This window comes from Vibrio hepatarius, assembly GCF_001274785.1.
Taxonomy (GTDB): domain Bacteria; phylum Pseudomonadota; class Gammaproteobacteria; order Enterobacterales; family Vibrionaceae; genus Vibrio; species Vibrio hepatarius.
This window is the reverse complement of the sequence record NZ_LHPI01000001.1, coordinates 859,528-875,065: the sequence shown is the minus strand read 5'-3', so window position 1 is coordinate 875,065 and position 15,538 is coordinate 859,528. Positions and strand designations below refer to the sequence as shown.

10 protein-coding genes are annotated in these 15,538 nt (G+C 46.4%); 7 read left to right on the top strand and 3 right to left on the bottom strand.

What is annotated here, in order from left to right; translation table 11 throughout:
* Positions 1–3 precede the first annotated feature (3 nt).
* The 7 genes from AKJ31_RS03895 to AKJ31_RS03865 all read left to right on the top strand — a co-directional run bounded on the left by AKJ31_RS03895 (position 4) and on the right by AKJ31_RS03865 (position 9,558).
* The gene (locus AKJ31_RS03895) at positions 4–1,485 is read left to right on the top strand and encodes a glycosyltransferase family 2 protein (RefSeq protein ID WP_053407765.1); all 1,482 of its coding nucleotides are present in this window, start codon (positions 4–6) and stop codon (positions 1,483–1,485) included.
* Positions 1,486–1,512: 27 nt separating this feature from the next.
* A complete protein-coding gene (locus AKJ31_RS03890) occupies positions 1,513–2,688 on the top strand; it encodes a PilZ domain-containing protein (RefSeq protein WP_053407764.1) in 1,176 nt (391 codons plus the stop codon).
* Between the two features lie 9 nt (positions 2,689–2,697).
* Positions 2,698–4,056 carry a tetratricopeptide repeat protein gene (locus tag AKJ31_RS03885; protein ID WP_053407763.1) on the top strand — a complete coding sequence of 453 codons (1,359 nt, stop codon included), beginning with the start codon at positions 2,698–2,700 and terminating at the stop codon, positions 4,054–4,056.
* Between the two features lie 18 nt (positions 4,057–4,074).
* On the top strand, positions 4,075–5,670 hold the full coding sequence (locus tag AKJ31_RS03880) for a right-handed parallel beta-helix repeat-containing protein (protein WP_053407762.1): 1,596 nt from the start codon (positions 4,075–4,077) through the stop codon (positions 5,668–5,670).
* Between the two features lies 1 nt (position 5,671).
* Positions 5,672–7,054: an alginate O-acetyltransferase AlgX-related protein gene (locus tag AKJ31_RS03875; protein ID WP_053407761.1), complete on the top strand. Its 1,383-nt coding sequence runs from the start codon at positions 5,672–5,674 to the stop codon at positions 7,052–7,054.
* A gap of 1 nt (position 7,055) precedes the next feature.
* Entirely contained in the window at positions 7,056–8,117 is a 1,062-nt protein-coding gene (locus tag AKJ31_RS03870; RefSeq protein ID WP_053407760.1) for an alginate lyase family protein, read from the top strand.
* 316 nt (positions 8,118–8,433) lie between these two features.
* A complete protein-coding gene (locus AKJ31_RS03865; RefSeq protein ID WP_053407759.1) occupies positions 8,434–9,558 on the top strand; it encodes a polysaccharide lyase family 7 protein in 1,125 nt (374 codons plus the stop codon).
* Between the two features lie 100 nt (positions 9,559–9,658).
* Here AKJ31_RS03865 and AKJ31_RS03860 read toward each other — a convergent pair whose 3' ends face one another.
* From AKJ31_RS03860 to AKJ31_RS03850, 3 genes are all read right to left on the bottom strand, one after another.
* Positions 9,659–11,845: a CBM96 family carbohydrate-binding protein gene (locus tag AKJ31_RS03860; protein WP_053407758.1), complete on the bottom strand. Its 2,187-nt coding sequence runs from the start codon at positions 11,843–11,845 to the stop codon at positions 9,659–9,661.
* Positions 11,846–12,240: 395 nt separating this feature from the next.
* Positions 12,241–13,614 (bottom strand): phosphohexomutase domain-containing protein, encoded by a 1,374-nt coding sequence (locus AKJ31_RS03855; RefSeq protein WP_053407757.1) that lies wholly within the window; start codon positions 13,612–13,614, stop codon positions 12,241–12,243.
* A 2-nt stretch (positions 13,615–13,616) separates the two neighbouring features.
* On the bottom strand, positions 13,617–15,023 hold the full coding sequence (locus tag AKJ31_RS03850; protein WP_053407756.1) for a mannose-1-phosphate guanylyltransferase/mannose-6-phosphate isomerase: 1,407 nt from the start codon (positions 15,021–15,023) through the stop codon (positions 13,617–13,619).
* Positions 15,024–15,538 lie beyond the last annotated feature (515 nt).

Sequence of the window (15,538 nt, the reverse complement as noted above, 5' to 3'; positions counted from 1 at the left end):
GCTATGTGGTGGCTGACCTCGTTTCTGAAAGAAGCAACTGGTTGGATCTTTTTACTGACCGCGATTGGTGGCTTGGCGTTGCTTGTGCCATCAACCGTGTTTCAGCTAGACCATCCGGATTACATCTTATTGATTGGTGCGTTAAGTATTTGGCGTTACGGGGTGGTGATACTTCACTTTGTCCGCGGTGTATTATTTTTATACGTGGTGTTTCCAATTCATAGAAGACGGGCTCTTAAGGCGCTTGAACATCAGGCGCCGTCGCACATCTACTTAATGGTGACCAGTTTTCGCATTGATGCTCTCACCACCGCGAAAGTCTACAAATCGATCATTGAAGAAGCGATGCGTTGTGGGTATCCAACCACTGTCGTTGCCTCGATTGTAGAAGAGAGCGATGAGTTGATTTTTAAAGCGTTATGGCAAGAGCTTCAACCCGATGAAAGCATCAAGCTGCGTATCGTCAGAATCGCGGGGACGGGAAAACGGGATGGTTTAGCGCATGGTTTTCGTACTATCGCAAGAGATACACCCGACAGCACGGCGTTAGTGGCGGTGATTGATGGCGACACAGTGCTAGAAAGAGACGTGGTAAAGAACTGCGTTCCCTATTTTTCGCTGTACAGAAACATTGGTGCGCTGACGACCAATGAGTTTTGCGAAGTGCTCGGAAACTACTGGATGAGCCAATGGCACAAAGTGCGTTTTGCCCAGCGTCACCTCAATATGTGCTCTATGGCGCTATCGAAAAGGGTACTCACACTCACTGGGCGTATGTCGATGTTTCGTGCGGAAGTGGTCACCCAGCCCGAATTTATTGAAGATGTGGAAAGCGACAATCTAGACCATTGGCGTTTGGGTAAATTCCGCTTTTTGACCGGTGATGATAAATCCAGTTGGTTTTCTTTGATGCGGCAAGGGTGGGACACCTATTACGTTCCAGATGCGTTGATCAACACCGTCGAGCACCCGCCAGATAAACGTTTCTTCCGCGCGACAAGGCAGTTGATGTTCCGATGGTATGGCAACTCATTGCGACAGAACTCTCGGGCAACCAAGTTGGGCCTGAAGCGTTTAGGACCGATGACGTATTACGTGCTGTGGGATCAGCGCATCTCTATGTGGACCAGTATTCTTGGCCTGTCGGCATCCATTGTCGCCGCTGCGAAGTATTCGCCAATCTATCTGGTTATCTACTTTTTGTGGATTTCAATAACACGGACGGTCGTGACTGTGATGCTACTTGTCTCAGGGCATAGAATCAGCCCAGCTTTTCCTCTGATGCTGTATTTCAATCAGATAGTCGGGTCTATATTGAAGATATACGTGGTTTACCGCTTAGACAGGCAGTCTTGGACAAGACAAAAAACCAAACTCGAAGCACATGACGGCTCGTTCCAAGCCAAGTTTAACAAGGTATCCACTTACATTATGACTTTTTCAGCGGTTTCAATATTTACTGCGGTGTTATTGCATATCGTCTAGGAAAGGGTGAAAAAGTAGGGGTTGATTATGTCAACGGCAAAAGTGAATTTAGTCCATGAAACCGAAGCGCAGCGCCGACACGCTCGGGTCAAACTGCCAGCAAAATTGGTGGTGAAGAACCAAGACGGTGCGCAGCTCCTACTCAACGTGCTCGATGTTTCAGCCAGCGGGTTTTCGATTGAAGCCGCTAGCGGTCAACTCTCAACGGATCGCGTATATAAAGGCGAGCTGTTGGTGAAGATCAACTCGATTGAGCTGAGATTGCCGCTGGAGTTTGTTGTTAAGTACTTCAATGGCGAGAGCAAAAAGGCGGGTTGCGAGTTTAGCTCGTTAGATCAAGAAAAAGCGTCGCTACTACGCATGTTAATCAGTAAGTTTTTAGCGGGCGATTTGACCACCAGTGCCGATGTATTAGCGACATTAAGCCGCGACAATTTTGTCAAAGAGCGCAAGCAGAGTGGTTCAGCTGCTTTGTCTGGATTAAGAAAACTAAAAGCTTTGGTACTGACGGCCTTTGTGGCTTGTATCGGCTTGCTGGCGTTTAGTTATGTCGCGTTGAACTTGTATCAGCACTACTTTGTGGTCAAATCTGTCTCAGCGATGATTGATATCGATAAAGAGCCCGTGTTGTCTCCTACTAATGGCTATTACGAACTGTTGGTCAATGTTGAACAACCCGTTGAGCGGGCTATTCCGTTGGCGGTCATCACCTCATCTGTTTATGAGGTAATGAGTTCCATAAATAAAGCGGATTTTACCAGTGAACAGTTAAAAGAGATCTTGCCGCCAGAGCTGAACAGCTTAGTGAAAAGTCCGTGTCATTGCCGCGTTGTTACCTCACTTAAGAGTGACCGTGAATTCGCCAAACAAGGTGATTTGCTTTTCCAAGTCGCAGCGTTAGATGCTCAGCCTTATGTCACGGCCTATTTCAGTTTTAAAGATGCTGAACACATTACCCAAAACTCGACCGTGCACATTACTATTCCTGGCGATAAAACCCGCTATACCGGTTTGATATCTAATGTGGTGGTCTCTGATAACGACAAACGACCGGATTCCATCATCGCAACGATAGTACCGCAGCAGCCACTCGATATTAGCAGCATTGCACGCCCGGTTAATGTCTCAATCGGTGAGTTTTTTAGTTACAGCGATGTAGATTTCAGCGCTATCGCCAAAGAGTTTGGAACAACCATCGAGTAGGTGCCAGCTATGAAGCGACTGGGAATCATTTTCTTTGTGTTACTCGCCGTTGGATGTCAATCCACTCAAGATATCGAGTTCGCGCGCCTGTTTGAACAGCAGCAACGCGGTGTACAAGCTGAGCAGAGTTTGGTGGCAATGAGTGACGCTGGGTATCTGAAAGCAACCGCCTTTTTAACGCGCTTATACACCAACAGCGAAGACCCACAAAAACAACAGCTCGCTCGCCAGTACTATCAACAACTTGACCAAGACACGTCTAATGCAGATTACGCGCGCCAGTATGTTAAATGGATCGCCGAAGTGAGTCGTGAGCATCCAAGTTATACCCAAACGGCTTATAGCACACTATGGAACCGACAAACGTTGCATCTTGATGTGGCGGACGAGCTAGTCAAATTCTATGGATGGCATCCTCAGCAATACGATATTAGCTCACTAGAGCGTTTTTATGACGAGTGGAAAACCAGTTGGAAGAAAGAAGAGCGGCAAGACGCGCTGATGTATCTGAATCTGGTTACGGATCCCAGCATTTACGCCGCAGATATCGATTTGCTTTGTCAGAAGCGAGGTTCGCAGGAAGACACCAGTGACCGAGCGACTTGTCATCAGCTTTATCTGAAGTTAGCCAAGCAAGCCCAAGACATCAACGCGATAGATGAGCGGATCGAAGAGATCGTTGCGGATTACCAACGCGGTGACATCACCGAAGACGGGGTTGTGCGGTGCAGTCGTACACTGATTGATTACAGCTATGGTGGCAGCTATTTGGCGAAAGGGATGCGGCTGGCAGGAGTGGATTTTAGCTCAGACAAACTGTTTTTGTTTGCAGCGCGATACGAGATGAAAGAAGAAGTACTGATGTCAGAGCAAGAGCTGCTTTCGGGTTTAACCGCGCGTGCGGCTGAGGGAAACCAAGAAGCCACTTTGATGCTAGGGCTGCTGTATATGAGGGACGACCGAGTACCAGAAGATCCAGAGCGCGCGGAAAGCTACCTTAAACTGGTGCTCGAAGACCCGCGAGCGCAGCATAACTTGGGTTTACTTTACCTGTCAGCCAAGCTCGGCGAGGAGAAAATGCAAGACGGCATAGACCTGCTGTTAGCGTCTGCGCGTGGTGGTGACGGCCAAAGTTACATTGAGTTGGCAAAAGCCTTTTATGACACCGCGGGTATCACGCCGAATTACAGCTACGTTTGGATCTTTGCCAATATGGCATTGGAATTTGCCGAGTTTAAAGACCAACAACAACGAGAGACTATTGAAAGCTGGATAAAAGAATCAGGCTCCCAACGAGCTCAAGCCATTTCTGAGCGGTTATTAGAAATTGAAAGACGCGAAGTCCGATGGAGTTTAGCGCTGATGTAGGCGCTGGTGAGGTGAGCGATGAACAGAGAGGCGACAATCAGCCAGATCAACTCTAGACAGGGTGCGAGACGTAAAATCTGGCGTTGTTTGTGCACGCTTTTATTTATCCTCTCACTTGCGCCTGGTTATGCCCTATCCAGTGATATCGCGTTGGAAATGGTCACTCGTGATGCCCCTGAGCTACGCAGTGATCAAAGCTTGCCGGATATGTCTGCTTACAATGTGGCAGGAATCCAGCAACAAATTGCCTCAGCACGGACGAAACCCAAAGCCAAAATCACCCGTCCCAACATGCTAGGCCAAGTGGAAGTGCGCTGGCTCTACGCTGGCGAGAACTTTTGGCAGTTTGCGCAAATGCAAAACAGCATCCCTAAAAGTATTACCATCGCGAACGGCACTGCGGAGCTGGAAGATTTGCAGAGGGCATTTCCGCGCTATGTGGTGAAAGAGACGGATTCAATCTATCTAGCCAAATTGCCGATCGTGGTGAGCATTGGTGCGGGATTAATCATTGATGGAAAAACGCTGAAGTTATCACAAGAGAAAGGCGCGTTTATTTCAAATGGTGGCGCGCTTTATATTACTCACTCTAATGTCCTAGGGTGGCGAGAAAAAGAGGGCAGCGCCGCTACATATCAAGCCGCGGAGGCATATCGTCCATTTGTTACTAGTTGGGGGGGCAGTGAGCTTTATATTGCTGAATCGAAACTCTCTAACTTGGGCTATTCTGAATCTAAAAGTTTCGGTGTTACTTTAACCAGCTACAAAGTCGAGGTTGACGATAGGTTATTTCAACGCAAAGACTTTGACTTTAATAAACTGGCGAGTAGCTGGATTGTGGATTCGACATTTGAAGATAACTACTACGGTTTCTATTGTGACGAAGCGAATCGTGTCGTGCTGCAAAATAACCGCTACAACGACAATATTGTTAATGGAGTCGCGCCGCAAAACGTGGCAGAGCGTCTGATCGTTGCCAATAATGATGTAATGGGAACCAAAGAAAAGCACGGCATCGTCATCTCCAATAAACACAGCAAAAGCTTTGTGTTTAATAACGCCAGTCATGAGAACAGCCGCTCTGGAATTGCGTTAGATAACCAGTCTGAAAACAACTACCTCTACAATAATATGGCGTACAAAAATGGTGGTGATGGTATTACCGTGTACGAGTCTAATTCCAATGTGATTGCTAACAATAAAGTCTACGGCAACGACTCACACGGTATTAGAGTGCGTAACAGCGAGCGAATCTCATTGGTTGATAATTACATCTTGTCGAACAACAAATATGGTGTGTTCTTTGATACGGAGCCGTTAACTGGTTCGCCAAGCGACAGCGGCTCAATAGATGTTGCGAACCAAAACAAATCTTCTGGATACGTTCATGGTGGTGTGATCGCTAATAATCACAGTGGCTCGGTGTACTCGAAAAGTAGCGAGTTCATCTCTTTGTTTGATTTAAAGTTAGAAGGCAACGGCGCCAGCGCTCTGCGGCTCGGCTTTGGTGGTGACATAGAAGAGTTCCACAACCAAATCGTCAAAGTGATGCTGGTGGAGAAGCGTGTTGTGTCGTTGAGTAAAGCCAGTGTGGCTAGACAAGGAGCACAATAATATGCGTGTAATGTTAGCAACGCTCGCTTTGTCTATCATATCTGCTGGCACTTTGGCTGCAGAGGAACAGCCGTACCAAATTGAACCTGTCACCACGCTGTGTAAAGCCGCAGCGAATCCAGCGAATCCAGCGAATTATCGCTCGTCGGAACTTAGTTCGTTTCAACACTTAGTCGCGGGTAGTCATGGTTGGGTGTATCGTTCGAAGACGGACTTTATCGAAGACTTCAGACATAGCAAACGCTATCAAGGTTTGGCGCGCTTTAACGATGCATTAAGCCGTCGTGGTATCAGGCTAGTTGTGATGTACTATCCGACCAGAGGTCTTATCAATCCAAGTGACGCTCCGGATAGCGAATTCAATGCTGAAGCAGCCAAGTATTCCTACCTAGCGAAGCTAAAAAAACTAAGAGAAGTAGGGGTGCTTATTCCCCATTTCGAAGATCTATTAGATGCACAAAACGCTGACCGTCCACTCTATTTCAAACGCGATATTCACTGGACGCCAGACGGCTCGAGAGCGGTTGCATTTGAGGTGGCAAAGGCAATTAGAAACTCTGTTAGCTTAGACCCAAATACTCATTCGAATGTGGTGATTACCAAGCAGGGACGTTATTCGGGAACCAATAGTATTGCGAGTGCGATTAAACAACTTTGCAATCAACAATACGCACCGGAATACGTGCAAGGCTATGGCTATGAAGTGCAATCGAACGATACGAGCGACAAATCGGCACAAGTGGTGTTAATTGGTGGTGGATTTACGGCTTTAGCAGATTTGAATTTTATTGGTTTTCTACAGAACGAACTCAGTGCCCCTGTTGAAGATTTCACTCAGGTGAGTGGCGGATTATTGGGTGGTTGGTCTGCGTATTTAAAAAGTGAGGCAATGACTCATTCACCACCTAAAGTAATTGTTTGGGAAGTGCCGCCTTATTATCCACTGGATGACGATAAAGCGTTTGCTCAGTTAACGCCTATGCTAGATGGCGGTTGCAGCAATAAGCGAACTGTTGCGCGCACTACATTTAACCAGTACGACTACAACACTGGGAGTATCTCGGCATACCTTGGTAACAGCGTGGAATCCAAGTCGCTGCGAAATTTGATTCTAGAGCTTGACGTTGCGGCGCCTGATGTAGAGGAGGTCGGGTTTAAAGCTTGGTATTCAGATGGGCAAGTGCGCAGCTCATCCCTACAACACAGCCGAAGTCTCAACGGTGCCAGCCAGTTCGTGTTCGAACTTTCAGGAAACTTACTCACACCCTCAGGGCATCTGATTGCCTTGGAGCTTACACAAGTGAATGGTCAATCTGCGGCTCGTTTTAAGCGCGCGAACCGACGTGCTCAAATGTCTGTCAAAGTTTGTTCGAGAGGTCGTTAGCGTGTGTCGCGTTGTTTTAGCCGTGGCGCTACTGGGCGTGTGTCTATCTAGCCGTGCTGATGTTGCGATACCTAAAGGGTACCAACAGATTCAAGATTCATTGAGTTATAGCCAAACTAGAAAAGAGCCTTGCGAATATCCCAAACCTTATAGCGATGAATTGTCGTTTGTTAGCCGCTATCAAGGCAGTGACAAAGCGAGAGATACGGTAAATAAACAAGCAGAGAAAGCGTACAAAGAAAGCACCAAAGCGACTCGAGATTTACAGTTGTTTATTGCAAAGAAAACCGACGATATTTTAATTAGAGGTAATGTTCTAGTTGGAGCTGATTGTATTATAGAGGCGTTAATCGATTGGAAAAATAACAGCAGTTTATTAAATGATACAGAAAATAAAACTGGTATCGCAGTGAGGAAATGGACGTTGTCGGCAATATCTTCAAGTTTATTAAAGATAAATAATATTTTAAATAAATACCATCGCGACAAATATTCAGAAGTAAAGGTTTGGCTTGAAAATATGGCTGAGAAAGTTATTGTTGATTACTCAGGAAGGCCATTAAATAAGGTTAATAACCACGACTATTGGGCAGCTTGGAGCGTAATGGCGACAGCGGGATTATTGAATAGAGATGATTTTTATCTGTGGGCGAAATCCGTCTATGTCACTGCGATGGGGCAAGTGGACTCACAGGGCTTTTTGGCCAATGAGCTGCGTCGTCAAACCCGAGCGGCTATGTATCACAACTACGCGCTAACGCCGTTAGTCGGTGTGGCTGCGTTTATGCGCACAAATGGCGATGATCCGCTAACAGTCAACGATGGCGCATTGGGAAGGCTCTACTCTGTCGTGATTCAAAGCACTCATGATTCAACGATCTTTGAGAAAAAAACAGGCCATACCCAGATTGATTACGACTTCTTTTCCTCTGGGCGAATGGCGTGGTTAGCCATCTATCGAACTTTGGTTAATGAGGACAAAAGTATGATAAAACTCATTGATAAAGCAAGACCATTATCATCCAGTCGCTTAGGTGGAAATTTAGAATTAGTATATATGTAAACAACTTACCTGAATATTGGCAATATAAAAATTAAGCGCACTATATTAGTAAGCATTAATTAAACTATAGTTTAATTAATGCATTTGGTTTTATAACTTAAGGCAACAAATTACAATCCTCTTAAATATACATGACAATCGAAACTCACTAATCAGCGATGTTATATACACTATACTTTGTATGATCCAGCAAGTCTGGAATTATTATTTATTGGAATGCAAATAGTTTCTCTGAAACAATCACCTTACTGCGCGTGCCGTAAGGTGGTCAGGCTGTGTGGCTATTGTATATTGTTTTTATTAACGGGAGTTCGATATGAAAAAAACTTCATCGACATTGCCACGGCTGATCCCCTTACTGTTAATTACTTCGTTAACCGCTTGTGATGGCTTCTGGGGTATCAATGACTCCGACGACACCGATCCAAATCCACCGGGTAACAATGGTAACTCTAACTCTGGTGATAAAGGTGAGGTGGATAACATTGTTGACCCAGGTGATAACGGTGGAACCGATGGTTCTGGAGACGGTGATGGCTCAGACGGTTCTGGGGAAACAGGAGGAACCGGCGAAACAGGCGGCTCAGATGGTTCAGACGGCTCGGGTGAGACCGGTGGTGGCACTGGTGAAACCGGAGGCGGTGGATCCGTTACCGAGCCGACCACAGGCTTAGATCCAAACATGCCGCCGTCAGGTAACTTTGACTTAACGGTTTGGAAGCTGACGCTACCAGTATCGAAAGATGAATACTTTGGCACGGGTGGTACGAATGCTGCCGAAATTTTGCCTTTGGAAGCGCCATCTAGCGACTTAAAAACACTGCCACCATTAGATGAAGGCTATGAAGACCCAAACTTCTTCTATACCGCCACAGATGGCACCATGCTGTTTAAAACCCCGCTTTATGGTGGTACTAGTACGGTAAACTCGTCTTATGTTCGGACTGAGCTGCGAGAGCTTTACAATTGGGACCCAAGTAAAAGTAGCGGTGATGCTAACTGGGATAACGAAGGTTCGCATGTGTTAAGTGCCAAACTGGAAGTCGTGTCTTATTGGCCTGACGACCCGCAAACAGTGGTTGGGCAAATACACGCGAAAGACTCAAGCAAGGCACTGGTCAAATTGCAGTGGGATGGTCCAACGAAAAAAGTCCGTGCGATCATCAACGAAGACCCGTCTAAAGGTAATCCGTTTAGCTTGGACTTTGGCGTCGTAGGGCAAGGCAAATTCACCTACACCATCAGCCTGATAAACAAAGATCTGACGATTACGGTTAACGACATTACTCATTCACTAACATTTGGTGAAGGCAATATGAGTGCTGATTGGGATAAACACGTTTACTACTTCAAAGCAGGCAACTACGCACAAGCAGATAAAGCGGGTGGCGGTATGTTTGAAGTGGCGTTCTCTGAGTTAAATGTCCGCCATAGCAATTAGGTTTTTTTAAGCTATCTAGGCAATAGGAACCACTACAAATTAAATAGGTTATGCATTAGATGCATAACCTATTTTTGCTTGTGATTTGATGATACGTAAGTCAGAACTGAAGTTGTATTGTTGCCTCAGTATCTGAGCTGTGTTCGCGTGCTCTAATACGCGTTACCGCCGTGCTGCTATTTTCGTTAACCAGTATAAACGCCGCTTCTGACGCATTGGTCGCAATCAGTGTATTGATGTAGCTGGTGATATCTATCTCTTGGGTAGAAAATGCTTTATTCGTTAGCGTAAAGCTACCCAAATATTCACCTACCGCAGGTTTATCTGCCCAAGTCACTGCTAACTCGACCCAATTTGTATCGGTGCTAAACACGTTGGTTGTGGCGTTGTCTACGCGAGACAGTGCGGCCTCAACAGTCAATGTCGCACTTGATACCGGCTCTGTGTAAGCCGAAATATCGAACTTGAGCAAGGTCTGGCGGTTGTAGTCATCACCTGAGAGTTTCACTTCTAGTGTGTTTCTGGTGCCGTAGTTGCTATTTGGGAACCCATCTCTAACGTAGGTATCTGCAATCACTGGGAGGATTTGACCTACAGAGAGTTTGATAAGTTCGAATGCCGCTACTGTTGAGCTCGACAGATTATTGAAAGTTACTTCACCGTTAGTGGCTGTGTAAGTGTCGACTAGTGCACCATCTTTGAACAGTAAGTAATCAACATCTTTGGTTAGGTTTTCAATCCGGTACTCGACGTTCGGTTCACCAGAGATTGACTGCGTCGTCCATTGATAGTTGGCTTTGCTTGCCGCGACGACTTTTATCTCAATCTCACCAGACGCTATGTTGACCCAAAATGGCAGCGCTTCTACGCTGGTGGTAGTGCCGATAATCCCCGAATCTAAGACCATGGATGATGAAGAGACCGATGCACCCTCAAGCAGCATTTCGCGCACACGGGTGACATCACTGTTCTCTTGCGCGTTAAAGATACGTCCGTCATTGTTGATGAGTTCAACTGTGGCGAGGTCGGTCAGTTTTACATCGACAGGTTCATCGACTTCGACGGTCGCATCACTACTAATGGTTCCTGCACTATCGACTTTCACTTCTAATTGCGAGAAATTGTGCGAATTGCTAAGAATCTGGATATTAGTTGAATCATAAATTTCAACGTCGGTTGGCCCTTCAAACGTGTTGTTGACCACTAGGATATCGTCAGAGTCTCTAAACTTAATTAAGCGCCCGTTGTTTCTCACCAAATTATTTTGGAAGGTGTTATTCGCAGGTCTGCCATCGGTAGTTTCAGGCGTGTCCGAACCACCATATTGATACAAACCATTCTCGATATTGTTGTCGATAGTGTTGCCTTCCATCAGGTTGTCGTGGCTACCTAATGAGAGTCGAATACCGTGCTTGTTACCCGTGATGGTGTTGTTGCGAATGGTATTACGATGACTTTCGAAAATGGCAATACCGTTGTCTGCATTGTCATAGACGGTATTGTTTTCCACTAAGGTATCGTTGGTATCTCGGTGCAACATGATGCCGTGACGGTTACGGTAAGAGTGGTTGCCTGTTATGACCAAATCATTGCAACGGCGCGAACAGATAATCCCGTGGTTACCATTGTCGTGAACGTTGTTGTCGGTGATCACAAGTTCATCGGAATCATCGTGAGGGTCAAGGCCGTAGGATTCATTGTAGGCAACCTCGCTATTGTGGATAGTCATGCCAAACGCACCATAGGAGTACATGCCCATGTAATTATGGTGGATGTAGCTATTGATGATGTCACCATACACATCGACGCGGTCAAAAATTGTTGGATCACTGTCGCCACCGCGTACTTTCCAAACTAAGCCGTAAGACTCAGCATCATAGAAACCCAGATACGAGACTTCACTGTCGATGATGTTCATCGTCGACTCTTTCGCTACGCCGCCTTCTTCAACAGAGTTGACATGAATGAACGCCCGGCCGTTGTCTAGGTCGGTATCCGGAGCGTTGGAATTTGTATCCCAGCTTGTGACCGAGACAGAGCGCATGTCTACAGTGCCGTGCTTGGCCTGTATCTTTACGTGATACTCGTCGAAGCCGTTACGACTCAACATTCTGAAGGTGTTCACATCGCCGCCGATTGTAGTGCCGTGGAGGTTGAGTTGAGAACCATCTTCAATTTGGATCTCTGTCTTTAACAACCAAACACCAGGCGAGGTTTGCTCCAACAACTCTCCGAGCGCGACCGAACTGTATTTATTGACCACGATGCTCTCGATTTGCGAGAGCATACACGTCGCGCCATTCTCGATGTAAATACGATGACTCGAAGAAGAAAACCGTATATCGCTATCGCTGCATGCCCATGACGAAGACGCAAACACAAGTAAACTAAGCCCTACAAGGAGATTGAGTACTCTCCCTACTTGATGAAAACATAACGTTTTTGCCGCGTTATGTAGAATTGAACTACCCATTGTAAGTATCTCTCAATTGGATTAAGTCGTTCTTTCCTGAACGAACTAACAAATGAGCCCACTTGTTATCACTGTCGACACGTTATCTTAGGCTGCAGTTTGACTCTTTGACCGCCTGTTGAGTCTTATGCTTGTTTTGGCCTGATAAGCACTGCGCTCAGCTCATGTGTAACTGATTTTCCATGAGCTGATGTGTCTTTATGAACCCATTACTCATTAAGTAAAAGTGCCATCACTTCCGCTGTTTTTTCCTGCATTAATAGTGGGTCACCTCTGGATTCAACGTTCAATCGAACGACCGGTTCGGTGTTTGACGTACGCAGGTTAAAGCGCCAGCCGTCAAACGTTAGGCTGATTCCATCGGTGTAATCATCTTCTAAAGCTTCCTCTTTGTATCTGTCCAAGACGCGCTGTATTGCAGCTTCTGGGTCTTCCAGTTTGCTGTTGATCTCACCTGAAGATGGGTAAGCAGTAATTCTATCTGCCACTAGCGTTGATAGCGGCTTGCCTCTCAGTGACAGCAGCTCTGCGACGAGAAGCCACGGAATCATGCCGCTGTCGCAGTATGCGAAGTCACGAAAGTAATGGTGGGCGCTCATTTCGCCGCCATATACTGCATCTTCACTGCGCATCCGTTCTTTGATAAACGCGTGGCCGGTTTTGGTTTGAATTGGCTGACCTCCGTTCGCTTTGACGACATCGATGGTGTTCCAAGTTAAACGTGGGTCGTGGATGATTTTCCCGCCCGGGTTCCTTTGTAGGAAGGCTTCACCAAGTAATCCGACGATGTAGTAACCTTCGATAAAGCTGCCTTTTTCATCAAATAAGAAGCAGCGGTCAAAGTCGCCATCCCAAGCAATCCCCATATCGGCGTGGCTATCCAGTACCGCGTTGGAGGTTTCCGCTCGTCGTTCTGGTAGCAGTGGGTTAGGAATACCGTTAGGAAATGTCCCATCCGCTTCATGGTGTATTTTGACGAAGTCGATAGGTATATGTTTGGCTTTGAAGCGTTCTTCTATGGCGTCGATGACGTGCCCAGCTGCGCCATTGCCCGCATTCACGACCAGCTTTAATGGTTTGAGGTTTTGGATGTTGATGTAGTCGCTCAAAAGATGGCAGACATATGCGGCCAAAGTATTTTGGCATTTCAACTTGCCGCGGTGCGTCGAATGTGGGAAGTCGTTGGCTTCTGCGAGTTGTTGAATCATCTTCAATCCGGTGTCACCAGAGATGGGCTGGCTGCCGGCTTTGACGAGCTTCATACCGTTGTAATCAATCGGGTTGTGACTGGCAGTGACTTCAATACCTCCGTCAACGTCTAGGTAAGAGGTCGCGAAGTAAATCTCTTCAGTACCCGTCATGCCGATGTCGATCACGTCTACACCGGCATCCATCAACCCATCGGCAACCGCGAGCTTGAGTTCTTCAGAAGTCAGACGAACGTCGCCACCCACGACCACGCTCTTGGGTTTGAGAAAATCACCGTATGCTCGACCAATTCGATAAGCAATATCGGCGTTTAACTCCGTACCTAGTTTGCCCCTGATATCGTAAGCCTTAAAGCAGGTTAGTTTTTCAGACATAATTAACTCCGGCCGTATCTATCTTCAAAACGGACAATGTCATCTTCGCCAAGGTAAGGCCCTGACTGAATTTCAATCAGCTCTAAAGGGATCTTGCCTGGATTCTCAAGTGCATGAACTACGCCTAAAGGAATGTAAGACGACTGGTTTTCGTAGAGCAGCATTTCCTGATCGCCAATGGTGACTTTTGCGGTACCAGAAACGATGACCCAGTGCTCGGCGCGATGGTGGTGCATTTGAACCGACAGTTTCTCGCCGGGTTTAACCGTAATGTGTTTAACTTGGTAGCGTTCACCATGGTCGATGGAGTCGTAATTACCCCAAGGTCGATAGATTTGACGATGGTCCTCAAACTCGGTGCGACCGCAGGTTTTTAACTCACTAACGATATCTTTGACGTCTTGAACTTTGTCTTTATGGGCAACAAGGACTGCGTCTTTGGTATCAACCACAACGATGTCTTCTAATCCAATAGTTGCGATGAGGCGGTGTTGGCTATGCACCAGACAATTGTGGCTGTCATGGATAAGTGCGTCGCCAATGAAGGCATTGCCGTGAATGTCTTTGTTCTGTACTTCCCAAAGCGCAGACCAACTCCCAATGTCACTCCAGCCTGCATCGAGGGGGAACACCACTGCATCTTTGGTATGTTCCATCACGGCATAGTCGACGGACTCATCTGGGCAAAGTGCAAACAACGCTTCACTGATTCGTGTAAAGCCTAAGTCGGTGGTGTGGCCTTCATAGGCGGCTTTGGTGGCTTCAAAAATATCAGGGCGTAGCAGCTCAAGCTCTTGTAGGTAGCGACTTGCTTTGAACAAAAACATGCCGCTGTTCCAAAGATAACCACCGGTTTTTAAGTAATCTTGAGCGGTTTCTAAATCAGGTTTCTCGACATACTGATTCACCTCAAAACCATAACCACCATTGAGTTCATCACCTTGTTGGATGTAACCGTAACCTGTATGCGGGCAGGTTGGCACTATACCAAAAGTGACCATTTTACCTTTCTCCGCGCTTGGAATCGCACTGGTGAGGGTTTGCTGGAACTGAGCAATGTCTTGAATGATGTGGTCCGCTGCCAAAACTAATAGCAATGGGTCTTGCTCGTCTTCCATTGCCGCAAAGGCTGCCAGCGCTATGGCTGGCGCTGTGTTGCGTGCAACAGGTTCGAGAATGATTGGACCAAGTTGGTCATTTTTGCGTAACTGTTCCGCGACGAAAAATCGGTTTGCTTCACTGCATATGGTGATTGGGTGTTGAACGTCCATCCCTTTCAAACGCGCCGCAGTGGCTTGCAACATGGTTTGGTCTTCGGTAAGACGCAGAAATTGTTTTGGATAATGCGAACGAGAAAGTGGCCAAAGTCGAGTGCCAGAACCGCCTGCTAAGATAACTGGTAGCATCATGATAAGAACCCCCACACGTTCAGTGTGTCAACTCACTAGAATTTCCGTGGTGAAAGTCGATTTTTAGGCGTGCAAAGGACTGCGCATGAACCATTGTATTAAAACGTCATACGTTTGCTCATCCTTGTGCGGAGACCTCTCTATCGGCTCTCTGTACAACATACTTTCGTTGTACATTTCCCTTGGATACCTCTTTAAAGTAGACAAGCCAAAGCGAAAAAAGAGTCTAAGAAGTGAGACAAGTAACAAAGGTGTTAATAATAAGAGGTGTTATTAGGTTGGTGACGAAAGGGAAGCCTAACCAAACTACACACTAATCAATACGTTGTATTCAATAACCGGACAAATGACTTTATATCGGTTTTTTTCAACTTGTATTAACTTTGCGAAAGCAACACCGCGCAGCTTACAGAGCTTAAGTAAGCAAATTGTTGAACTGCTTTGGTATGTGTATCGTAAACGGTAATGCTTTGATTTAATTTGAATTTTCCTTTATCTATTTAAAAGCGATTTTG